Here is a 21549-nt window from a genome sequence, read left to right as displayed (position 1 = left end):
GCATTATGTGGGAATTAGATGACAAAAAATATTTTCTATTACTAATTGCAATTGCCGTCATTGCATTGCTCATTGTATGGGAAATACTGTGGAAAAAGAAAGTGCAAAAAACATTTGCAACGACTAAGGCATTGCAAGCATTAGCGCCAAATAGATCTGCTAATAAACCTATACTCAAAGCCTGTTTGTACCTTGGAGCACTTATTTGTCTCGTATTAGGGTTAGTTAATCCTAAAATAGGTACACGTGTTGTTACAGTAAAGAGACAAGGTGTGGATATTGTATTTACCCTAGACGTTTCTAAAAGTATGCTAGCACAAGACATGGCGCCTGATCGCTTGGCAAAGATGAAACAATTAACCTCGCAAATTATAAACAGCTTAGGACCAGATCGAATCGGTATAGTTGGCTATGCAGGAAGTGCTTTTCCCATGCTACCCATTACCACAGATCACTATGCGGCAAAGATGTATCTTCAATCCATGAATACTGACATGGTTTCTTCTCAAGGAACTGCCTTGGAAGATGCCATTCACGTGGCAAGTAATTACTTTGATAACCCGCGAACAAGTAAAGTGATGATCCTCATCTCTGATGGAGAAGATCACGGAGAAAATATCGATGCTGCGATTCAAATTGCCAAAGACAAAAACATCAAAATTATCACCATTGGCGTGGGAACGGAAAAAGGAGGTCCTATTCCAATACGCACAGCCAAAGGAATTGAATATAAAAAAGATTGGGACAATGAAATTGTCATCACCAAATTAGACCCATCTACCCTGAAACACATTGCAGATGCAACGGGTGGAAAGTATTTTTACGGATCAAATACCCAAGAAATCGTAGATCTAATCACCAATGAGCTCAATAAAATTGAGAAAACAGATTTCGAATCTCAACAAATTGCAGAGTTTCAATCGCAATTTCAATGGTTTTTAGGATTAGCCTTTTTATTAATTCTCATTGATTTATTCATTCTTGAACGCAAAACGAGTTGGATGAAGAAGTTAAATCTCTTCAATGAAAAAGAATAATGTTTATAGCTTGTACAAAATGAAAAATATATCTCTCACATTCCTATTTCTATTTTTTGCTTGTTTGACTTCATTTGGTCAATCTGCAGGCCGCGCTTTAACCATCGGTAATGAATCCTATGAGCACAAGCAATATAATCAATCAGAAGCGGCCTATCGCATTGCGTCTTCTAAGAGTGAAAAAAAAGAAACAGCAACCTATAATTTAGGCAATAGCTTACTGCGTCAAAAACAAAACAAAGAAGCTATCTCAGCCTATACAAGAGCGAGTAAAGAAGCGACAACGAAAGAAACCAAGCACAAAGCCTATCACAATTTAGGCAATGCTTATATGGCTGAAAAAAATTATAAAGCAGCAGAAGAAGCGTATAAAAATGCCCTGAGAAATAACCCTAAAGATGACGAAACACGCTATAATTATGCCGTAGCGAAAAAGTTAAACGAAGAAAATCCACAAAACGACCAAAATCAGGATAACCAAGATAACAAGGATAATCAGGACAACAAAGAGAATCAAGAGAACCAGGACAATAAGGATCAAAACCAAGATCAGCAGAATAAAGATCAAAACCAGGATCAGAATAAAGACGACAAAGGGGATGATAAAAAAGAGGACAAAAAGGATCAAGGAAACGACAACAAAGATCAAGGAGACAACAAGGATCAAAATTCCGATCAACAGCAACAACCGACACCTCAACAGCAACAGAGCAAAGAGCAGATGGAGCGTATTTTAGATGCTGTAAATCGCGATGAACAAGCGGTGCAACAACGATTAATCGACAAGAATAAAAAAGGAGATAAAAAAGGGGATGCACAAGGCGTTTCTACACAACGTAAAAAAGACTGGTAAGCTTGATATTATGAGAACATTATACTTTTATATTGTATTATTTTGTGTCCTCTTCACACAATCGCTCACAGCTCAGGTAAGCTTTGAGGCGAGTGTGAACAAAGAACAAGTGCCTTTAAATGACGTAGTTCAGATTGAATTTACCATGAATAGCGATGGAGATAACTTCTCTCCGCCCTCTTTTGATGCTTTTACCGTTGTAGGCGGCCCTAGTAGTTCTGTTAGTTATTCTTGGATTAACGGAAAAAAATCATTTAAAAAGTCTTTTTCCTACCTATTACAACCCAAGAGAAAGGGAAAAATCACCATTGGAAAAGCGAGTATTCAAATTGACGGTGAAACCCTAACAACCAATCCGATTACCCTAACGGTAACCGATGCTGTTGAACGTCAAGATCCCCGTCAACGTATGAATCAAATACAACAAGGATCTTTGGATAAAGTTCACCTAGTTGCCGAAGTTTCCAAGTCAAAACCGTTTATCAACGAACCAATTACCATCGTTTACAAGCTTTATTTTAATGCCAACGTTGGCGGTTATAGAGGAAATGAAATTCCAACCTATGACAAATTTTGGACCTATAGTGTAGATATGCCACAGCGTCCAGAATTAAAACAAGGAAAATACAAAGGAGAGCTCTATAACTATGTCGTCTTGAAACAGGACATTATCATGGCGCAAGAAGTGGGAAAACAAGTAATTAAGCCCTTGTCTTTGACTGTGCAGGTTGAAGTTCCTACAGGTCGTCGAGATTTCTTTGGTTTTCCAGAATATGGGTTAGTCGAAAAAGACTACAGCACCCAATCCATCACCATTGATGCGCAAGATTTACCACAAAAAGACCGACCTGCTACCTTTTCGGGTGGTGTAGGAGACTTTTCATTTAAAGTTACCCCTTCTACACAGGAACTCAAAGCAGGAGAGCCTTTGAACTTAACGGTGGCCGTTTCTGGTAAAGGAAATTTAAACCTCCTTACCCTACCTACTCCACTGGCGCATTCCGCTTTAGAGGTATACGATCCACAATATTCGGAAAAGCTAACACCAACTGCTTTCGGATTACAGGGAAATCGAACCAATAAATACACCATCATTCCACAGTATAAAGGCGAATACAACATTGACCCCATGGAGTTTTCTTATTTTGATCTAGCGTCAAAACAATACAAAACGATCAAAACGGATACGATAAAAATCCATGTTTTGGAAGGTCCAACTTTGCCAACCAACAAAGAAGTAGCAGGAGCAGATAGCCCAGATGATCAGGAATTTTTCCAAAAGAACAAAGCGACATTAACTTTTGTTGACCAGCAACAAACAACGTATTGGAATACGTCCTTATTCTATTTCTTATTATTTACACCACTAGCAGCTATTCCCTTGTTTGTTGTGGGTAGTCGCCTTCGTTCTGCGAGAGCCAATGACGTGGAAGGAAATCGATTGAGAAGAAATAATCGCTTAGCGAAAAAATACTTAGGAGAAGCCAAAAAACACATGAAGGATAAAGCGTTATTTTATGAGGCATTAGAGCGTTGTTTACACAACTTCCTAAAGGCAAAATTACAGATGGAAACCAGCGAAATGAGCAATGATAATATCACGGAAATTTTGCAGAAAAAAGCCATTACTACAGAGGCGATTCAGTCGTTTATGAGCCTTAAAAATGCTTGTGAATGGGCGCGCTATACCCCAACAGAACAAGTGAATATTGTAAAAGATTACGAAACGGCAATTGATGTTATCGATCAATTGGAAAAACAATTTAAATCCTAATGAAAAAGTTAACTTTTTATCTTGTATTTGCTTTGTTTGGTATAGGGACCTATGCCCAAACGGCTGATTGGCAAAAAACTTTTGACAAAGTAAATGAAACGTTTCAAAAGGAGCACTTTAAAGAAGCGATTGAAGGGTACTTAACTTTAGCGAATTTCTATGAAAATTCGCCTGAACTGTATTTTAATCTTGCCAATGCATATTACAAAACTGGTGCTTATGTAGATGCCGTTTATTACTATGAAAAGGCCTTACAGTTAGATCCTACCATGCAGGAAGCAAAGACCAATCTCAATTTTACCAAGGAACACCTAGAAGACGATATAACCATTATTCAGGAATACAATAAAAAAGATATTGCCCACCAAACCCTAGGTAAGCTATCTGCCGACGGTTGGGCTATTTTAGCGACTTTCTGCAGTGTAGCACTACTCTTATTCTTTGTCGTATACTATAAGACGCCTAATAGCACAGGGAAGCGTCTTTTATTCGTTGCTATGGTACTCAGTGTGCTTGTGGGTATCTCCAGTATTTACGCCGCAGTTTTTGAAACAAATTACTCCAAAAACACCGCAATAGGTCTTGTATTTTCGGACAAAACCGAGCTAAAAGAAGAGGCAAAAAGCACCTCAACAACGCTAAGAGAATTGCACAAAGGAACTAAAGTTTTTATTCTGGATCGCAAGGGATTGTGGATCAACGTTCGCTTAGAAAATCAAGAACTAGGTTGGATAGACAAAGAGACTATTCGCGAAATATAAGGCGAAAATTTAAATAGATTCAGGCGTAGGTGTTTGCAAAACATCGACGCTTTTTTCAAATAAATACCCCACCATTTTGAATAAACTAGGGAAAATATGTTCAGCAACAAACAAATAAACTTGATAGCTCTTTGCTTGGGCTAACGTTTCAGGCTGTACCAGTACAAAATGACGATTGATCTGATCAAATAGCGCATAGAGTAAACTCATCAGTAAGATAACGACTAAAACCTGGAAGAGGGCACCCAGCAAGCGATTGAACAAGCCCAAAAAAGCAACTTCAAATACTTTAGTAGCGACTTGTGCTGCCAATCGAACCACTAAAATAGCGAGAACAAAGGCTATCGCAAAGGACAAAACAGGCAAAAAACTAGATTCCCACCCCCATTTATGTTGTAAAAAATCCTTGACCACATTGGAAAACTTCAGTGCTCCCATGGTTCCGATCAAAAGCGACAAGAAAGCAACAACGGATACAAAAAAACCCTTTTTTATTCCTGTAAACACACCAAAAGCCAAAGCTAAAACCACTAAAATATCTAATACCATTCCAACCACATTTAATAGTTCACTAAATTATTATTTTTTTCTATAAATCTGCATCATAAGGAAATTGTATCTTTGTTTCATCAAACAAACAACAATATGGCAAGAGATGAACAATTAAAAAAGCGATGGGATGATGTGGTACACAAAATATCAACCCGCTTTGGCGACGGCGAAGTCCTCGATTTAGAATCAATCATCTATCTTATTGGCGTTCAAGAACTAGGTAAAATTAAAAAACGATATAAAAAAGACGATAAAGTTAATTTAATGCATATCGCAATATGCCGCCTACTTGAGCCCTATGGATATTATGAATTCGATCACTATGACGATGATGGTTGGCCCCATTACAACGTAAAAGAGCAATTACCTGCACTTCGAGCAGGTGAACAAAGTGTTCTAATGAAAGAAGCAATCGTCCATTACTTCTTAGAACTAAAATATATTGATTAAAACGCACATAAATAAAAAATTAGCCTGCTTTAAATTTTATGTCTAAATGAAAAGCAGTAAATTTGCCTTTTACTTTACTTAAAATGATAGATAAAATAAAAGAATACATCGGCGAGGCAGAACATTTCCAAACTGATAACAAAGAACAACTAGAAGCTTTTAGAATTAAGTTCCTTTCGAAAAAAGGGATCTTAAATGAATTATTTGCCTACTTTAAAACCGTTCCTAACGATCAGAAAAAGGAATTCGGCCAGGCGATTAATACATTAAAAAGCGCCATTGAAGCTAAAGTAAAAACCATCCAAGAGGAATTAGAATCTAAGAACGTACAAGGATTATATGGCGATCTAACTCGTCCAGGCTATCCGACACTTATTGGATCAAGACACCCGATTTCTCTTGTAAAAAATCAAATTGTTGATATTTTTAACAGCATTGGTTTTACTATTTCTGAAGGTCCAGAAATTGAAGACGACTGGCATAACTTCTCAGCATTGAACTTCCCTGACTATCACCCAGCACGTGATATGCAAGATTCGTTCTTTGTTCAGTCGAATCCACAACATTTATTGCGTACACACACTTCATCGGTGCAAGCACGCTATATGGAGGATCACAAGCCGCCTTTGCGTACAATTTCTCCAGGTCGCGTATTTAGAAATGAAGATATTTCGTCTCGTTCACACTGTATTTTCCACCAAGTAGAAGGATTATACATTGATAAAGACGTGTCTTTTGCTGATCTAAAACAAACCTTATTGTACTTTACAAAAGAGATGTTTGGAAAATCAAAAATTCGCTTACGTCCTTCTTATTTCCCTTTTACGGAGCCAAGTGCTGAAGTAGATATCTATTGGGGATTAAAAACAGAAGTTGACTATAGAATCACCAAGGGAACAGGCTGGTTAGAAATCATGGGATGTGGAATGGTTGATCCAAACGTATTAACCAATTGTAACATCGATGCAAATGAATACAGTGGATTTGCTTTTGGTATGGGAATCGAGCGTATCGCTATGTTATTATACCAAATCAGCGATATTCGCATGTTCTACGAAAATGATGTTCGCTTCTTGGAGCAATTCAAATCAAACTTTTAATCGCATTTTCTTACAATATAAAAGCCCGATACAGTGTATCGGGCTTTTTTTGGATCGTATCTAATAAACTAAATTCAGTTACATATCCAATGATCAAACGTATTTTTAAAAGTCTTTTTTAAAGCCAAACATAAAACCATCTTTGAAGAATGCACTTCCTTGATAAGCGCGTACATAATCTACGCGGAACCCTTTCATGCTACCAATACCGATATTAGATAGCCCTACGGTAAACTCTTGATATACCTTTGCTTCTGATGTAGCTGCATTGTGATAGCCCGCCACTACATTCCACCCTGTCCATTTCAACAAAGGCAAGCGATTCATAATAAATCCTTTGAAATTATACTCTAGGTGAGTTTCTAGATAGGATTTGTTGGTACTCAAGCTATAATAAGGCAATAAGTTAAAAGAACTCATGCGGTCATTTTCAATATTCAAATGGGTTTCATTTCCTGAAAAATGCTTGCGATCGACATAGGCAATATCTTTTCCATGAAAAAAGTGTCCCCCTTTAACCGCATAGGAAAACTCACCTTTATTACCTAGCGTAATATCTTGTTTAATACCTGCTGTAACTAAATCGTAGTTATAGCGATTTTCGCTACCTCCAAATGCTTTTTCGTATCCAACATTAATTTTTGGATATTTTGCATTGCGTATATACCAACGCTCCTCTGGATAAGAAATATAAGTCATACCCAAATTGATATTCGCTCCTACTTTGAATTTGTATACGTGATGTAATTCAATTGGCGCGCTTAAATCGTTTAAAGGCGCTGTAGGATCATTTGACGTATAGGCTCTACTTCCGGTATAAAAAGAACCATTGGCGTTGTTAAACAGCGGTTTTCGCTGCTCGTATCCTACTTCAGCTCCTAAGCTGATCGCCTCATCGACAAATTTGCCCTTATACCCTACATAAGCCTCTTCGTTGTTATAGTATTTGGCAAAGTTCTTTCTAAAGAGCAAAGAAAACAAACTATTGAAAACTTCACTGATGTTATCCTTGTGAAACTGTTCTATTTTTGTTCCTCCTCTTACGTATACCGAAGATTTATTTAAGTCATTGAATTGATGACTTAAAGTACCGTAGGCACGAAAACGCTCAGAGGCAAATCCATAGTTTACATTCGCAGCAGCACGTGTATATGATTTTTTATCTTTTTCATACCAAGTCGCTGATAAACCCGTTCCCATATAAAAACCTTGAACGGTATTAAATCCAATTTTGTCTAATTCGATTAAACCATCATAATTCAACGTAAAGTGCTCCTTTTTACTTCTGTATCGGTATCCTGTAATCGGAGCAAGAACATCAAAGCGATTGCGTACCATTCGAATACTATCTCGGTAAGCTGGCGACTCAATTCGCTCGCGGATACTATCTTTAAATTGGTAGTCTTTGCTTTCTTCAACAGTTAGGGGATACAAACGTTGGTTTGTCCAGAAGTCGTCGTCTTTTTTATTGGCGTCTTTGGCAAAGGATAAAACTTCTTTTCCAAAATCGGCTCTTGTAAAATTGGGTGTAAAATTGTAGTTGTTGAATACGCTCAAAAACACACCTTGTCCTTTGAATCCAAATAAGTTAATCAACATATCCAACGTTTGCGATCGCTTAACCCACGTTTGATTGGCTTCGTTGTAAAAGAAATTTTGACTGATGGCAATAGACTCGAGGAAAGGCTGTTGTAAACTCACCCCTGTCACAGTAAGATCCACGCCATATAATGCTGCTGTATCATCGACAATATAAATATCGCCAAAGAAAACGGGCTGATTTTTTACTTTTGGTGTTACTTTGATTTTATTGATCACTACGCCATTGTCTTTGAAAGTAGCCTCTAAGTTAAATCGATAAAAAGAAAATGCCTGATTGGCCAAAGGAGAAATCATTTGGATATCAAAATCGGCCATTCGAAATTGATTGTCGTAAAAATCATACATGGATTCATCGGCAGTATTAAAACTATAGCCGCTGTTGTTTCCACTAATCTTAGAGGCAACAATATGTTCTTTTAGTTGATTGGGTTTTTGATATTTTAATTCGGATACTGTTTCTGACAAGTACAGTATTCCCTGTCCTAAAGAGTCTAATCCGCTGGCTTTATCTTCACCAACATAGACTTTATCTTGTGCAAATTTGGGTATTTTCAAACTCTTGATCATTCCTTTGGAATAAAAATCGGCGGAGAAAGAGGCGGCTCCTTGGGTATTTTTTGTCTTGTTGGCAATGGCTCTGCGAATAATTTCATCCGCAGGGTTCTTCCCCACCTTAATGACAATATCGTCCAATTGGAACTCTTCTTCTTGAAGCACCACATCTAGAGTTAAGGGTTTTCCTTCGTATTGGACGTTTTTTCGTTCTGTTTTATAACCTAAGAACTGAAAAGCAAAAGTATAATTGCCCGTGGACTTTGGCTTAATCTCATATTCTCCTTTGTCGTTACTGATAACCCCTTGCTGGGTTTGCTCCAAGATAATGGTCGCATAGCTAATGGGTTTTCCCGCTTGATCAACAAGCGTTCCGCTGACTTGTGAAAAAGAGAACAAAGACAGCGAACACACAAATAAGGTGATTAATTTTTTCATGTGATGTATGTTGGTTGATAAACGATAAGACGCCACTCTTCCATTTATGTTACATCACCTGCACTTTCTTTTGTGTTTATTCCCTAATTTACCTCTTTAAAAAAAGGGGGCATTTGCTATTTAGATTAGGAAATAACTCGGTATTTTTCAACTAATTGCACCAGTTCTGTCTGCAATTTTGGTTTGAGAATAAAGATAGCAATATAGCTCCACAAGCTCATTAAAAGTACCAGAAGGGCGATTAGTCCGATCGCCCATGGATTGACCTCAAAAGTATGTGTCATATTGGGCAGTTGAATAAAAATGGTACTAACCGATAAAAAAGCTCCTCCAGAATAGCTTTGAATTGCAACGGTCTCCAATAGGAATTTTCGCCGAGTCAAACGCTGTTGTAGCTTTAGTTTTCGCTGCCATAGGGTACCTATAATCATATAAATAGTTGTCAACCCAAAAAGCAAGCAAAAGAGAAACCAAACTCCATTTTCTTGATAGGTAACCCCTATAGTAAATAGGATCAAGTACAGCGCAATTGAAAAAATGATCTTTGGCAACGTAAAGAATGACATCAATTGTTTCAGCATCATTTTGATATAAACTTTGGTCAATCGATTGACTTTTACTTCAACAACATCACTAAACCCAAAAATGCCAAACTTTTTAAATGCAATTTGCAGAGCCTGCTCAAAGGATACTGTTGCATCCTTTGCCCATTGCGCTTCAATATCGTGAGCTAAGTGATCGACCAATTCCAACTCCACATCGTAAAACTCAACATAGTGTTGACGGACAAAGCGGTGAAGTTCTTCGGTTTCTAATGGGCTAAGTATTCTCATTGTCTTTACAGGGTTACTATTTTTGTTTTCTGTTCGTTCAAATCACGTTCAACCTTTGGAACTACCACAGCTTTTAATACATAAACGTACAATACAGTTACCGTAAGTATAAAAACAGAGAGCAGTGAAAGCGCTGTATTTTCAGTATTAAATCCCCGTGGTAGAATCCATCTAAACACATAAAGCGTAATGAAATAATAGGGCCATACTTCTAAGTTGTACAGTACAGATTGCAACAGCCATTTTTTTTCTTTTGCCTTTTCTCTGACTTTTTTCTCCCGATGTAATTTTACCATTTGCACGACGATAAATAAAAATCCAAGGCCTAAAAAGAAGTCTTCAACGAATCGTATCCCATATTGAGAAAGATACGTTTTTGCGAGGTAGAGCACTAAAAATAACGCCACCGACACAACAATTTTAGGTAAGGTAAAAAACTCCTTTAATAATCGAAAACTCTCTTTATAGTAAGCGCTATTTAATTTGTTAATCTTTTGTTCCACCACATCGCTGAACCCAAAAATGCCAAACTTTTTAAATGCAATTTGCAGAGCCTGCTCAAAGGATACTGTTGCATCCTTTGCCCATTGCGCTTCAATATCGTGAGCTAAGTGATCGACCAATTCCAACTCCACATCGTAAAACTCAACATAGTGTTGCCGTACAAAACGGTGTAATTGTTCAATTTCTTGAAGTGTAACTTTTCTCTCCATATCTTCTACATTTTATAGCATTTGCCATTTAATTTGGTATACTTTCTCTTTGTGATAATCCATTCTCCACTGAATCAAATAGAACAACGTACTAATGCCTATCAATAAATACATATAAAAATACCAATCTCCAGAAGGCATGAGCCTAAATCGACTCACTCCTCCTATGATAATAATAAAACTCTGTATCATACCGAGTCTCTTGAATTCAACGCGCAGAAAAGTCCCTGTTGCCGTTTGTAATGGCATATTTTCTACTAAGCTGAAATTTCTTAGAAACATTAGTACACAACTAATAAACAATAGCACTAAAATTCCCAATCCCCATACATAGTCCTCGCCTAGGGCTACTATGCCATGGAACAAACCCGCAAACAACAAGGTGGTCAGTACACCAAACAGACACGCTCGTCCACCTCGTTTAAAGCGTTCTTTTTTCCATTGTTGTGCAACAAAATACGGAATCCCTCTAAAAAATCCCTTGGCAGGTTTCAATAACACATCCCATTTTGAAATCACAAGAACAAAGGCTTCTTCGTAATTTTTTCCTGTATGAAGTTCTGTTTCAATATCCGAAGCAATATGATCGACTACTTCTGCTCGAAGATCGATATAATACAAGCGATAGTGTTCCAGTAGAAACTGGTCTATATGTTGGAGTTGGTGTGGTGTAAGATTAATCATCATTTCACTTTTTTACTGTCCTAAATTGATAAAGACGATAAGATAAATAGGTATTCACGGCAAATAAAAAACAAGAAGTGTATAGAATCGTTGGAGCCCGTTCTTCAAGAATAGCGGGTACATCCCACATCCAACCTAATAGGATCAGTAAAACAAGTAGTGCCATAACATTCAAATAGTTTAAATAATGTAGTTGTTTTTTATAATAATTGAGTGAAAAACTCTGTTGATGTTTCACTTGATGTAAACACTGTTGATTTATAAGCCACGAAAACAGCAAAAGACCCCAACTACTCGATGTTAAAATATAGTTTACTTCTCCTAGTAAGCTCAAGAAAAGTGAAAGACTAAGGATAATCCCCACATGAACCAACAGGTCATTTTTTATCAGCCGACGTGCAATAAAACGCGGAATGTTTTGATAGCCATTAAACCGCGAGGGTTGTAAATGAGGGTGCCATTGATTGAAGACATTCATAAAAGCGATCTTATACGATTGTCCTTGATTGATTTGTTCTTCAATCGCACAAGCAATATGATCTAATACCTCACCTCGTACCTCTTCATCTACTTGCATAGCGTATTGATCAACTAAAAAATCTTCCACTTGTTGCAATTGGTCTGTCGTGAGTGTTTGCATGCTTCCAGATTTAAATTATATCGATTGCGTTTTCACCTTGCGATACTGTTGCATCACCTGACTAGCAAAAAACACATTCAAGATCAACAAGTGAACAGCTACTACAAATAGATGATAGGGAGTCAAAAGAACATCTTGTGTAATGTCCTTTCTTAGGTGGAACATTGCCACGGTTAATGAGATGATATTCACTAGCATCACACTGCCCAAGACATGCATATAGAACTTCATTTCATAACTCTTTTGCTTAAAGAAGCGCTTTTGTACCACCACAGAAATAAGGAATGCTAGTAGGAAACAACCAAAACTAACCCAAGGAGTAGGCGTGAACTCCAGAACCTGCAAACTCCCAAGGAGCCAGCTCATCAAAAATAAAAGGAAAAAAACGAGGTAAAACACGGCATCTTTACGATACAGTTGCTTTACGATACACGTAGGAATACCCTGTTTTCCCAGCACAGGTTTCAATTCAAAATGCCATTTTCCCAGCACATGTTGTTTTGCTTGTGTATACTCAACCCCTTGCTCAAGATACTCCTCAATTTCACAAGCGATATGATCCACAACCTCATCGCGGAATGCTTGAAAATTCAGATCGTATTGTTGAATCATTCGGGTTTCTATTTCTAGTATTTGTTTGGTTGTAAGTTTCTTCATTTTTTATAAACTACGAGATTAAACATAGTACAAAACACTGTTTTTCCGTCTTTTCTTCTTGCTATGCGTTATTTCGCTAATTTAAATTTTTGATGTTTACAATATTTTCTAAATCGCAGGAGCAAAAAGGAGTTGAAAATAAAATAGTAAACCACTAAAAAACTAAAATTGGACATCTGCTCATAGGTTCCCCAGATCATGTAAAAAACAACCACAAAAACAAAAGGGATTGTACTCTTAATCCAGGTACTCCTTGCTTTTCCTCTAAAAAAATCATAGCGATAATCCTGTATATGCTTTGATTCTTTATGTATAATAAAAACACCACAGGTATGTAAAACAAACAAAGAACTCATCAAGAGGATCTGATTCCATTGTGCATACCAAGACGCCAGCAACAAGGGGATAGATAAAATCGCAGCGATCAGTAACGATTGTAGCTCAACTTTTGTATACTCCTTATTGAATTGATTCAAAATAAAATGCGGAATTCCTTTGAATACTCCTTTCTCATCAGCAATCAATCGAACATTCCACGTTCTAAAAACTAGGGTTGTTGCTTCTTCATAGGTTTCTCCCTGATTCATTACTTCTTCAATCGCACAAGCGATGTGATCGAGAATCTCATATCGAATTTCATCCTGTTGCAACTCGTATTTTTGCAGTAATCGATCCTCAATGGACTGTACTTGTTCTAGGGTTAATTTTTTCATTTGCTCCATAATATCCTTTTATAAAGACTTAAGTCAATTTCAGGTTAACTATATTTTGCATGTTTCGAATGAAATTTTCCAATTCCTCCATCTTATTATCTGTTTCCTTTACACCACTTTCGGTCAATTTATAGTACTTTCTTACTCGTCCGTCTACGCGTTCCATGTCCACATCTAAAAAACCATCTGCCTCCAACTTGTGCAGAGCTGGGTAAAGTGCTCCTTCGGTCAGACCCATCTCCCCGGTGGTAATTTCCTTTACTTTTTGGGTAATTTCATAACCGTACATGCGACCGTTTTCAGCCAATAACTTCATGATAATTGTATTCAAGCTACCTTTGTATAGTTGTTGTTGCTTTGCCATATATAAGATTCTTAGGTATACAAATATAGTATTTTTTTTATACCTATAACTTATAGGTATAATAATTTTCGTTAATCTGAGTTCTAAAACTTCCTTTTACACCATGGGTTTTGTATTTTTGCCCAAAATAAACAGAACTAACCATGTCAAGATTCAACAATTTAACGGTAAAAGAGATTCGCAGCGAAACTCCTCATGCGGTTTCAATCGCATTGGAAATTCCGGCTTCCTTACAACAAGAGTATACCTTTGTTGCTGGGCAATATCTCAACATTAGCTATGAACATAACGGCAAAGAGATAAGGCGAGCTTATTCGATCTGCTCGACCCCGCAAAGTGGAGAGATCCGCATTGTTGTAAAGAAAGTAGAACAAGGTATTTTTTCTACCTATGCTAATGATGTGTTGAAAGTTGGTGATCAATTGGCTGTAGAGGCTCCTGATGGACGATTTACTTTTAGTCCCAATCCAGAAGCAGCAGCTAATTATGCAGCCTTTGCTGCAGGTAGTGGAATTACACCAGTTATGTCCATTTTACAAAGTGTTTTAACACAAGAACCCAACAGTAAATTTGTTCTGGTTTATGGGAATAAATCAAAAGAGGAGACCATCTTCCATGAGCAATTACACCAACTTCAGGAGCAATATCCTGAACAGCTTTATGTTCACTTTGTATATTCGAGAATGAGAGAAGGCGATTCTCTTTTTGGACGTATTGACAAAGCGGCCATCAATTTTGTAGTAAACAATAAACATCAAGATAAAACTTTTTCAACCTATTTCTTGTGTGGACCAGAAGAAATGATTGACTTAGTAAGTGATACCCTTCAGTCAAAAGGGGTAGAAAAAGAGCAGATTCTCTTTGAGATCTTCACCCCTAATACAGATGGGAATAACCCAGTAGAAGCACAAGGAGGAAGTACGAAAGTAACAGTTGTTGTAGACGATGAAGAATCGACCTTTGAGATGCCAAAGAGTCAAGCGCTTTTAACTGGCGTCTTAGATGCTGGTATTGATGCGCCATATTCGTGTCAGGGTGGAATTTGTAGCTCTTGCATGTGCCGTATTACTAAGGGATCTGCAACTATGAAACGCAATAGTATACTGACTGATGATGAAGTTGCTGAAGGATTAATTCTATCGTGTCAAGCGATTGTCACCTCGGATGAAATCCACATCAACTACGATGATATATAGTAAAAAAGGCTGCAGTTGCAGCCTTTTTTTATGTCTTATTTTTTCTTAAAATAAAGGTATACCTTTTCGTTGTGTTTAGTACGCGTAAAATTGGACATTCTGTCTTCAATACGCAGGTATTCTCCTTGAAATCCAACTTCCAGACGGATATGATTCTTCGTATCATGAGGCACCGCACTAGGATTAGACTGATCAGATGAACCGATCAATGTAGCCAAAATACCCTCGTTTTCCAAAAACATTTCAGAAAGCATAACCGCTACCGTACCTGAACAGGATCTGTTTTTTTTGTAGTAAATCATATGGTTTAGCTCTGTTCCATCATAAAAGATGGTCATAAAATCCTTACGTGCACATGTTGTACTAGTCGGTGTGATCATCCCTACTTTTTGATCTGCTATTTTTATCCCTACATATGCGTAATCGCCCTCATCAAGATCATTCATACTACTCAAAGGCGTATAAGGTAAGGAGAAAATAGGATCTATTTCTTTTGTATCATCAGAACTTGAGCATGACAAAAATAGACTACTTACCAAAACAACTACTAATCCAATCCAATATTTCATATTATATATTTTTTGCAAAAATAACAAAATTTTAAATTATAGATTATGATTTCAATTTAAACTATTCGCTTATTTTTTCAAAATATAAATATACCTTATTCACGTTAGCTGGACGTGAGTAGTGAGACATGCGATCTTCGATACGTAAATATCTTCCTTGGAATCCAATTTCAATATCGCCCTCAAAACGTTCATTACTATCTGAGGGAACCAAAACCATATCTCCATTATCTGCCTTTTCATAGGTACCCGCCACATATAAATTTGTATTCAAAATTCCCGGCTGCACTATTTTATTTTGAGTTAGCCTTATATTATCATAGCCTTTGCAGTTAATACCACTTCTTTTATAGTCTAATCGGACAAGCATTTCATCATCGTTGTAAAGAGCAACAATTTTATCCTCTTTTAAACAGGTTTCCTTCGTGGGAGGAATTAGTTGTGTTTTATATCCCTCTATTTTAATTCCTACGTAAAAATAGGTTTCTTTACCCAATTCTGATAAGTCGGTTAAGGGTGTATAAGGTAAATTATACACATCATAGGCGGCTTCCTTATTATCATCACTTGAGCAAGAAATCATCGTAAATCCTGCTATAAAGGCAAGCGCTATCATTCGTAATTTTAGTTTTTTCATAATCCTAGGTTTAACATAAATTTAAACTAAAAAAAGCATAGAAACAAATCTCTATGCTTTTTTACAATTAATCACAACACTAAACGTACTAGTTTTTTTTGGATTTGTTCAAAATCAAAGGCTTGAAATACAGTATCAAATTCTTTTTTAATTTCGTCATTCATCAAATTACCTATACTTCCTTGATGAGTGTGTACCACATTTCTTTCGGGTTGATAGGATCCTTCTTCAATAGCTAAACCGATTTGTTTATACGCTTCTCTAAAAGGAATTCCCTCTAAAACCAAGGCATTCACCACCTCAACACTAAACAAATAATCGTATTTTGTATCCGCTACGATTTCGGGGTTAACTTGTATGTGATTCAACATCAACTGCGTCATTGCTAAACACTCTTTTAACGAGGTAAAAGCAGGAAACAAATTTTCTTTAAGCAACTGTAAATCACGGTGATATCCTGCGGGTAAATTTGTGATCATCAATGCAATCTCATTGGGCAAGGCTTGTATTTTATTACAACGTGAACGAATCAATTCCAATACATCGGGATTTTTTTTATGTGGCATAATACTTGATCCCGTAGTTAAATGAGCTGGAAAAGCAATAAAATTATAATTTTGACTCATATACAAACAACAATCCATAGCCCATTTGCTTAATGTTGCAGCAATAGCACTCATGGCCTGTGCCACAATACGCTCACTTTTTCCTCTTCCCATTTGCGCGTAAACCACATTGTAATTCATGCTTTGAAAACCCAAAAGATCCGTAGTCAGCTGGCGATCTAATGGAAAAGAAGACCCATAGCCCGCAGCAGAACCTAACGGGTTTTTATTGACTACTTTCCAAGCGGCTAACATCAATTCTAAATCATCAACCAAACTCTCTGCATACGCGCCAAACCATAGCCCAAAAGACGAAGGCATAGCCACTTGTAAATGCGTATAGCCAGGCATGATCACGGCTTTGTGTTGGTTGCTCAGCTGTTGAAATGTGTCGAAAACCACTTTGACTTGTTGTACCAAACTTTCGAGTTCATGACGGAAATACAGCTTTAAATCAACCAAAACTTGATCATTTCTAGAACGACCGGCGTGGATTTTTTTTCCTGCCTCACCGATTCTTCTAGTCAAAAGCAACTCCACTTGAGAGTGAATGTCCTCCACATCGTCTTCAATCTGAAACTTCCCCTCGACAATCTCTTGATATATTGCCTTTAATTCTTTTTGAATAGAAGCCAATTCTGTGGAGGTTAAAAGCCCTATTTGCTGTAACATTTGCGTATGCGCCAATGATCCCAGCACATCAAAAGGCGCTAAGTTCATGTCTAATGCTCTATCTTGACCAACAGTAAATGCGTCAACTGCTTGATCCACTGTTGTATTTTTTTGCCATAATTTCATCTTACTTCACGATTTGATTCAACATTTCAATATAGAGGTTGATTCCCTCTTCAATTTCATCGATATAAACATATTCATCTGCCGTATGCGAACGAGCAGAATCACCAGGACCACATTTTAACGAAGGAATATCCAACAGCGCTTGATCACTCGTTGTCGGTGATCCATAAGTGGTGCGTCCCAATTGAATACCCGCTTGTACAAGGGGGTGATCTTTGGCTATAGACGAGGGTTTTAAACGCGTTGAACGTGCGTAAACCTCACAGTCTACATGTTGTTTGACAATTTCCAATACTTCTTCATTGGTATAGGCATCCGTTACGCGAATATCCACAACAAACTCACAAGTAGCTGGAACAACATTGTGTTGCGTCCCAGCCTGAATCATCGTCACACTCATCTTACTAGGACCAAACTCAGTCGAAACTTTCGGAAACTGATAGCTGTTAAACCAAGTAATATCTTGAATCGCTTTGAAAATAGCATTTTCCCCCTCATTACGCGCTGCATGCCCTGAACGTCCTTTTGCTACACAATCTAACACCATCAAGCCTCGTTCTGCAACAGCTAGCTGCATTTGTGTGGGCTCCCCCACAATAGCGAAATCCAACGTTCCTAATTTTGGAAGAACGTACTCCAATCCAGCTGTACCAGAGATTTCTTCTTCTGCTGTAGCGGCCATACAGAAATTATATTTCAAATTTTCTTGTTTGTGGAAATATAAAAAAGTAGCCAACAACGAAACTAAACACCCTCCTGCATCATTACTTCCCAATCCATATAGTTTACCCTCACTATGTGTAGGTGTAAAGGGATCTCGGGTGTAGTCTTTATTTGGACGTACCGTATCGTGATGCGAATTCAACAGAATGGTTGGTTTATTCGCATCAAAGTGTTGATTAAATGCCCAAACATTATGGAGTTCGCGATGTACTTCTACTCCGTGATTCGCTAAAAATTGGGCTAGTATTGTTGCCGTTTGATCTTCTTCTTTACTAAACGAAGGGGTAGCAATTAAGTGCTCTAGCAGCTGTATGGCTTGGGTAGTTAATTCTTTTTTCATTTTTTATTTGGTTAATATGGGCTAATCGTTGTACCTGCTTTTGGGTTTAAAAGGTCTTCTGCTTGTTTGATGCAAACGCGATGTACATTTTGTTCAACAGCAGCTAGGGCATTGACTATTTTTGGTAGCATCCCATCTGCAATAACTCCTTCTTCTTTTAATTGATTAAAGTTGGACGAGTTAATTGTATCGATTACAGAGGCATCATCGTGTATATTGCGCAAGACTCCCTTGCGTTCAAAACAGTAGACCAGATCAACTTGATAATGCGTAGCCAAGGCTATAGCTAAATTTGAAGCTATGGTATCCGCATTTGTATTTAATAATTGTCCTTCTTCATCAGCTGTAATAGCCGAAAATACAGGACAAAGCCCTAATTCAAGCAATTGTTTTAAACGCGTACTATTAACCTCTCGCGGTGTAAAATCACCAACTAATCCGTAATCTACCAAGGTTATTGGGCGTTTCTTACTGATTATGAGTTGTCCATCGGCTCCTGAAACCCCAAAAGCATCGCATGTTCTCTTTTGCAATTGAGCGACAATTTGTTTGTTTATCAATCCAGCATACACCATAACCGTCACAGGTAACAAGGCTGCTGTGGTAATGCGTCTTCCCTCCACCATTTCGGTCGAAAGCCCTAATTGTCCTGCCAATTTTGTCGCCAATTTCCCTCCTCCATGCACTAAAATCTTTAGGGTATCAAGTTGTGTAAAAGCATCTAAAAATTGGCTCAATGCCTGTTCATTATCCACAATATTTCCCCCTATCTTAATTACGGTTAGTTTTTGCATCTTTACTTATTTTTCAACATTTCTTGTAAGACTGCTTGCGCTGCCCATACTCTATTTCCTGCTTCTTCAATGACAATCGAATGTGCGCTATCCAAGACTTCAGAAGCAATAACGAGATCGCGTCTTACTGGTAAACAGTGCATAACTTTGGCTTGATTGGTTACTTTCAGATGCTCTAGGGTTAACATCCAGGAAGCATCTGTACACGTAATCTGACCATAGTTTTCATAGCTAGACCAGTTTTTTACATAGACAAAATCCGCCTCTTGTAATGCCTCCTTTTGATTGGTTAAAACCGTTGCTCCTTGAGTAAATTCCTCCTTTAGCGCATAGCCTTCAGGGTGTGTAATAACGAAATCAATTAAACCTTCTTTCTCTGCTTGTACCATCCATTCAGCAAAAGAATTTGGTACTGCTTGTGGCAAGGACTTAACATGTGGCGCCCAAGTTAAAACAACCTTCGGTTTGTTTTTTTGTGGACTATATTGTTTTGTATCAGTGTCATATTCAAAATCACCTTGCTCAATAAGGGTAATTAAATCCGTAAAACTCTGCAAAGGGTGTCTAGTTGCCGTTTCTAAGCTCACCACAGGTTTGCCACAATATTGAGCGAATTTGTGAAATAATTCTTCCCTGTAATCTACCTCAACATCCTGTAACCCTGGAAAAGAACGCAACCCCAAGATATCACAATATTGTCCCATGACAGCTGCCGCTTCTCTGATGTGTTCTGCTGTATCTCCGTTCATGATCACTCCATCCTTCGTTTCCAAAGCCCAACCATCCGAGGTCATATTCATCACCATCACCTCCATGCCTAAATTCATCGCTGCCTTTTGCGTACTCATACGAGTACGCAAACTCGGATTTAAAAACACCAAACCAAGAACCTTGTGCTTGCCTAAGTGTTCATTTTGAAATGGATTCGCCTTACACGTCAATGCAGTGTGTACTGCCTCTGATAAAGAAGGAATATCGTATATTGAAAAAAACTGTTTCATCGGTTCTTGTATTAGTATTGTTGTAATCTTTTACTGAATTTAGTTAAGAATAAGTCTGCATCGTCTTTGGTAAGATTTAAAGCTGGCAGTAAACGAATAACATTAGGGCTTGCATTACCTGTAAAAATGTGATCTTTAAATAGAAGATCTTGGCGTAAATCCTTTAATTCGACAGGCAAATCAATTCCGATCATCAATCCTTTTCCACGTACTTCTAGTATTTTATCCAACTTGCTTAGTTCATCTAACAGATAGGCTCCCGTTGTTTTAGCTTGTTGTACAAGTTGTTCTTGTTGCATCACTTCTAAAACCGCAACTGCTGCTGCACAAGCGAGGTGATTCCCGCCAAAAGTAGTACCCAATTGACCATGCCAAGGTTTGAATTGTGATGCGATGGCTAAGGCTCCGATAGGAAAACCATTGCCCATTCCCTTCGCCATGGTGTAAATATCGGCTTGTACCCCAGCATCAGTAACGGTATAAAAAGAGCCCGTTCTACCATATCCACATTGAATCTCATCTGCAATGAAAACCGCACCATACTGTGTCGTTAACGTTCTAATTTTTTGCAAAAAAGTCGGTGTGGCTACTTGAATTCCCCCCACCCCTTGAATTCCTTCAATTATTACAGCCGTAACCTCCTCTCCATAAGAGGCAAATGCTTGTTCCAACGCTTGTTCATCATTAAATGGCAGGAAAACCACCTGATCTGTTTCATTAACAGGAGCAAGTATCTTGGGATTAGCAGTAGCTGCCACAGCTAGGGATGTTCTTCCATGAAATGCATGTTCAAAGGCAATTACCTTTTTTCTTCCGTTGTGAAAAGAAGCTAGCTTTAACGCATTTTCATTGGCCTCTGCTCCAGAATTACACAAAAACAGTTGATAATCCTCAAGACCAGCAACTTTACCCAATAAAGTGGCTACTTGTTGTTGTAGTGGGATTTCAATCGAATTGGAGTAAAACCCCAGTTGATCCAATTGCTTTTTTAACGCGTTAACATAGTGGGGATGAGTATGCCCAATAGAGATAACGGCGTGCCCTCCATAGAGATCCAAGTACCCTTGTCCGTTTGTATCAAAAACATAACTTCCTTGTCCTTTAGCAATTTCAATTGGATTTAAAGGATATACATCATATAGTTTCATCATAATACGTCGATT

23 protein-coding genes are annotated in these 21549 nt (G+C 37.8%); 7 read left to right on the top strand and 16 right to left on the bottom strand.

The window, feature by feature from the left end:
• Positions 1 to 5: 5 nt before the first annotated feature.
• From ACPDHL_RS05345 to ACPDHL_RS05330, 4 genes are read left to right on the top strand one after another with little or no spacing between them, the layout of a single operon-like run.
• Positions 6 to 1037 (top strand): VWA domain-containing protein, encoded by a 1032-nt coding sequence (locus ACPDHL_RS05345; RefSeq protein ID WP_430531761.1) that lies wholly within the window; start codon positions 6 to 8, stop codon positions 1035 to 1037.
• Between the two features lie 19 nt (positions 1038 to 1056).
• Positions 1057 to 1890, top strand: coding sequence for a tetratricopeptide repeat protein (locus ACPDHL_RS05340; RefSeq protein WP_430531760.1), 834 nt, complete (start codon positions 1057 to 1059; stop codon positions 1888 to 1890).
• A gap of 10 nt (positions 1891 to 1900) precedes the next feature.
• A complete protein-coding gene (locus tag ACPDHL_RS05335) occupies positions 1901 to 3664 on the top strand; it encodes a BatD family protein (RefSeq protein ID WP_430531759.1) in 1764 nt (587 codons plus the stop codon).
• Positions 3664 to 4425, top strand: coding sequence for a tetratricopeptide repeat protein (locus ACPDHL_RS05330; RefSeq protein ID WP_430531758.1), 762 nt, complete (start codon positions 3664 to 3666; stop codon positions 4423 to 4425). Before ACPDHL_RS05335 ends, ACPDHL_RS05330 begins: the two co-directional genes overlap by 1 nt.
• A gap of 9 nt (positions 4426 to 4434) precedes the next feature.
• On the opposite strand, the gene ACPDHL_RS05325 is transcribed toward ACPDHL_RS05330, so the two are convergent.
• Complete coding sequence (locus ACPDHL_RS05325; protein WP_430531757.1) at positions 4435 to 4974, bottom strand: CvpA family protein; 540 nt, start codon at positions 4972 to 4974, stop codon at positions 4435 to 4437.
• Between the two features lie 96 nt (positions 4975 to 5070).
• Here ACPDHL_RS05325 and ACPDHL_RS05320 point away from each other — a divergent pair, with 96 nt between their 5' ends.
• Together ACPDHL_RS05320 and pheS are read left to right on the top strand one after the other, a co-directional pair.
• Complete coding sequence (locus ACPDHL_RS05320; protein WP_430531756.1) at positions 5071 to 5427, top strand: hypothetical protein; 357 nt, start codon at positions 5071 to 5073, stop codon at positions 5425 to 5427.
• A gap of 83 nt (positions 5428 to 5510) precedes the next feature.
• Positions 5511 to 6527 (top strand): phenylalanine--tRNA ligase subunit alpha, encoded by a 1017-nt coding sequence (pheS, locus tag ACPDHL_RS05315; protein WP_430531755.1) that lies wholly within the window; start codon positions 5511 to 5513, stop codon positions 6525 to 6527.
• A gap of 105 nt (positions 6528 to 6632) precedes the next feature.
• Here pheS and ACPDHL_RS05310 read toward each other — a convergent pair whose 3' ends face one another.
• The 8 genes from ACPDHL_RS05310 to ACPDHL_RS05275 all read right to left on the bottom strand — a co-directional run bounded on the left by ACPDHL_RS05310 (position 6633) and on the right by ACPDHL_RS05275 (position 13723).
• Complete coding sequence (locus tag ACPDHL_RS05310; protein WP_430531754.1) at positions 6633 to 9119, bottom strand: DUF5686 and carboxypeptidase regulatory-like domain-containing protein; 2487 nt, start codon at positions 9117 to 9119, stop codon at positions 6633 to 6635.
• Positions 9120 to 9244: 125 nt separating this feature from the next.
• Positions 9245 to 9952 carry a hypothetical protein gene (locus ACPDHL_RS05305; protein ID WP_430531753.1) on the bottom strand — a complete coding sequence of 236 codons (708 nt, stop codon included), beginning with the start codon at positions 9950 to 9952 and terminating at the stop codon, positions 9245 to 9247.
• 5 nt (positions 9953 to 9957) lie between these two features.
• On the bottom strand, positions 9958 to 10665 hold the full coding sequence (locus ACPDHL_RS05300) for a hypothetical protein (RefSeq protein ID WP_430531752.1): 708 nt from the start codon (positions 10663 to 10665) through the stop codon (positions 9958 to 9960).
• A gap of 12 nt (positions 10666 to 10677) precedes the next feature.
• Positions 10678 to 11352: a hypothetical protein gene (locus tag ACPDHL_RS05295; RefSeq protein WP_430531751.1), complete on the bottom strand. Its 675-nt coding sequence runs from the start codon at positions 11350 to 11352 to the stop codon at positions 10678 to 10680.
• A 1-nt stretch (position 11353) separates the two neighbouring features.
• Positions 11354 to 11989, bottom strand: a complete 636-nt coding sequence (locus tag ACPDHL_RS05290; RefSeq protein WP_430531750.1) for a hypothetical protein — start codon at positions 11987 to 11989, stop codon at positions 11354 to 11356.
• Positions 11990 to 12004: 15 nt separating this feature from the next.
• Positions 12005 to 12646: a hypothetical protein gene (locus ACPDHL_RS05285; protein ID WP_430531749.1), complete on the bottom strand. Its 642-nt coding sequence runs from the start codon at positions 12644 to 12646 to the stop codon at positions 12005 to 12007.
• Between the two features lie 68 nt (positions 12647 to 12714).
• Entirely contained in the window at positions 12715 to 13368 is a 654-nt protein-coding gene (locus ACPDHL_RS05280) for a hypothetical protein (RefSeq protein WP_430531748.1), read from the bottom strand.
• Positions 13369 to 13387: 19 nt separating this feature from the next.
• Positions 13388 to 13723 (bottom strand): PadR family transcriptional regulator, encoded by a 336-nt coding sequence (locus ACPDHL_RS05275; RefSeq protein WP_430531747.1) that lies wholly within the window; start codon positions 13721 to 13723, stop codon positions 13388 to 13390.
• A 143-nt stretch (positions 13724 to 13866) separates the two neighbouring features.
• Between ACPDHL_RS05275 and ACPDHL_RS05270 the strand changes: the two genes are divergently transcribed.
• Positions 13867 to 14919: a 2Fe-2S iron-sulfur cluster-binding protein gene (locus ACPDHL_RS05270; protein ID WP_430531746.1), complete on the top strand. Its 1053-nt coding sequence runs from the start codon at positions 13867 to 13869 to the stop codon at positions 14917 to 14919.
• Between the two features lie 35 nt (positions 14920 to 14954).
• On the opposite strand, the gene ACPDHL_RS05265 is transcribed toward ACPDHL_RS05270, so the two are convergent.
• The 7 genes from ACPDHL_RS05265 to ACPDHL_RS05235 form a co-directional block, all read right to left on the bottom strand.
• Positions 14955 to 15488, bottom strand: coding sequence for a hypothetical protein (locus ACPDHL_RS05265; RefSeq protein ID WP_430531745.1), 534 nt, complete (start codon positions 15486 to 15488; stop codon positions 14955 to 14957).
• A 61-nt stretch (positions 15489 to 15549) separates the two neighbouring features.
• Positions 15550 to 16125, bottom strand: a complete 576-nt coding sequence (locus ACPDHL_RS05260; RefSeq protein WP_430531744.1) for a hypothetical protein — start codon at positions 16123 to 16125, stop codon at positions 15550 to 15552.
• 71 nt (positions 16126 to 16196) lie between these two features.
• Positions 16197 to 17528, bottom strand: coding sequence for an argininosuccinate lyase (gene argH / locus ACPDHL_RS05255; protein ID WP_430531743.1), 1332 nt, complete (start codon positions 17526 to 17528; stop codon positions 16197 to 16199).
• Between the two features lies 1 nt (position 17529).
• Positions 17530 to 18591, bottom strand: coding sequence for a M20 family metallo-hydrolase (locus tag ACPDHL_RS05250; RefSeq protein ID WP_430531742.1), 1062 nt, complete (start codon positions 18589 to 18591; stop codon positions 17530 to 17532).
• A gap of 11 nt (positions 18592 to 18602) precedes the next feature.
• Positions 18603 to 19385, bottom strand: a complete 783-nt coding sequence (gene argB / locus ACPDHL_RS05245; RefSeq protein ID WP_430531741.1) for an acetylglutamate kinase — start codon at positions 19383 to 19385, stop codon at positions 18603 to 18605.
• Positions 19386 to 19387: 2 nt separating this feature from the next.
• Positions 19388 to 20386, bottom strand: coding sequence for an acetylornithine carbamoyltransferase (locus ACPDHL_RS05240; RefSeq protein ID WP_430531740.1), 999 nt, complete (start codon positions 20384 to 20386; stop codon positions 19388 to 19390).
• Between the two features lie 11 nt (positions 20387 to 20397).
• Positions 20398 to 21537, bottom strand: a complete 1140-nt coding sequence (locus ACPDHL_RS05235) for an aspartate aminotransferase family protein (protein ID WP_430531739.1) — start codon at positions 21535 to 21537, stop codon at positions 20398 to 20400.
• Positions 21538 to 21549: the final 12 nt, after the last annotated feature.

The organism is Myroides sp. C15-4, assembly GCF_050522745.1.
Taxonomy (GTDB): Bacteria; Bacteroidota; Bacteroidia; order Flavobacteriales; family Flavobacteriaceae; genus Flavobacterium.
The sequence above is the reverse complement of the archived record's forward strand: the minus strand, read 5'-3'. Positions and strand labels throughout refer to the sequence as shown.

What these genes read in the sequence shown, in the direction of transcription:
- ACPDHL_RS05250 (WP_430531742.1), bottom strand. Translation starts at nt 18,591, where the DNA reads ATGAAAAAAGAATTAACTACCCAAGCCATACAGCTGCTAGAGCACTTA.
- ACPDHL_RS05240 (WP_430531740.1), bottom strand. Translation starts at nt 20,386, where the DNA reads ATGAAACAGTTTTTTTCAATATACGATATTCCTTCTTTATCAGAGGCA.
- ACPDHL_RS05305 (WP_430531753.1), bottom strand. Translation starts at nt 9,952, where the DNA reads ATGAGAATACTTAGCCCATTAGAAACCGAAGAACTTCACCGCTTTGTC.
- ACPDHL_RS05275 (WP_430531747.1), bottom strand. Translation starts at nt 13,723, where the DNA reads ATGGCAAAGCAACAACAACTATACAAAGGTAGCTTGAATACAATTATC.
- ACPDHL_RS05290 (WP_430531750.1), bottom strand. Translation starts at nt 11,989, where the DNA reads ATGCAAACACTCACGACAGACCAATTGCAACAAGTGGAAGATTTTTTA.
- ACPDHL_RS05330 (WP_430531758.1), top strand. Translation starts at nt 3,664, where the DNA reads ATGAAAAAGTTAACTTTTTATCTTGTATTTGCTTTGTTTGGTATAGGG.
- ACPDHL_RS05295 (WP_430531751.1), bottom strand. Translation starts at nt 11,352, where the DNA reads ATGATGATTAATCTTACACCACACCAACTCCAACATATAGACCAGTTT.
- ACPDHL_RS05265 (WP_430531745.1), bottom strand. Translation starts at nt 15,488, where the DNA reads ATGAAATATTGGATTGGATTAGTAGTTGTTTTGGTAAGTAGTCTATTT.
- ACPDHL_RS05335 (WP_430531759.1), top strand. Translation starts at nt 1,901, where the DNA reads ATGAGAACATTATACTTTTATATTGTATTATTTTGTGTCCTCTTCACA.
- ACPDHL_RS05280 (WP_430531748.1), bottom strand. Translation starts at nt 13,368, where the DNA reads ATGGAGCAAATGAAAAAATTAACCCTAGAACAAGTACAGTCCATTGAG.
- ACPDHL_RS05235 (WP_430531739.1), bottom strand. Translation starts at nt 21,537, where the DNA reads ATGATGAAACTATATGATGTATATCCTTTAAATCCAATTGAAATTGCT.
- ACPDHL_RS05300 (WP_430531752.1), bottom strand. Translation starts at nt 10,665, where the DNA reads ATGGAGAGAAAAGTTACACTTCAAGAAATTGAACAATTACACCGTTTT.
- ACPDHL_RS05340 (WP_430531760.1), top strand. Translation starts at nt 1,057, where the DNA reads ATGAAAAATATATCTCTCACATTCCTATTTCTATTTTTTGCTTGTTTG.
- ACPDHL_RS05310 (WP_430531754.1), bottom strand. Translation starts at nt 9,119, where the DNA reads ATGAAAAAATTAATCACCTTATTTGTGTGTTCGCTGTCTTTGTTCTCT.
- ACPDHL_RS05270 (WP_430531746.1), top strand. Translation starts at nt 13,867, where the DNA reads ATGTCAAGATTCAACAATTTAACGGTAAAAGAGATTCGCAGCGAAACT.
- ACPDHL_RS05320 (WP_430531756.1), top strand. Translation starts at nt 5,071, where the DNA reads ATGGCAAGAGATGAACAATTAAAAAAGCGATGGGATGATGTGGTACAC.
- pheS (WP_430531755.1), top strand. Translation starts at nt 5,511, where the DNA reads ATGATAGATAAAATAAAAGAATACATCGGCGAGGCAGAACATTTCCAA.
- ACPDHL_RS05285 (WP_430531749.1), bottom strand. Translation starts at nt 12,646, where the DNA reads ATGAAGAAACTTACAACCAAACAAATACTAGAAATAGAAACCCGAATG.
- ACPDHL_RS05345 (WP_430531761.1), top strand. Translation starts at nt 6, where the DNA reads ATGTGGGAATTAGATGACAAAAAATATTTTCTATTACTAATTGCAATT.
- argH (WP_430531743.1), bottom strand. Translation starts at nt 17,528, where the DNA reads ATGAAATTATGGCAAAAAAATACAACAGTGGATCAAGCAGTTGACGCA.
- argB (WP_430531741.1), bottom strand. Translation starts at nt 19,385, where the DNA reads ATGCAAAAACTAACCGTAATTAAGATAGGGGGAAATATTGTGGATAAT.
- ACPDHL_RS05325 (WP_430531757.1), bottom strand. Translation starts at nt 4,974, where the DNA reads ATGGTATTAGATATTTTAGTGGTTTTAGCTTTGGCTTTTGGTGTGTTT.
- ACPDHL_RS05260 (WP_430531744.1), bottom strand. Translation starts at nt 16,125, where the DNA reads ATGAAAAAACTAAAATTACGAATGATAGCGCTTGCCTTTATAGCAGGA.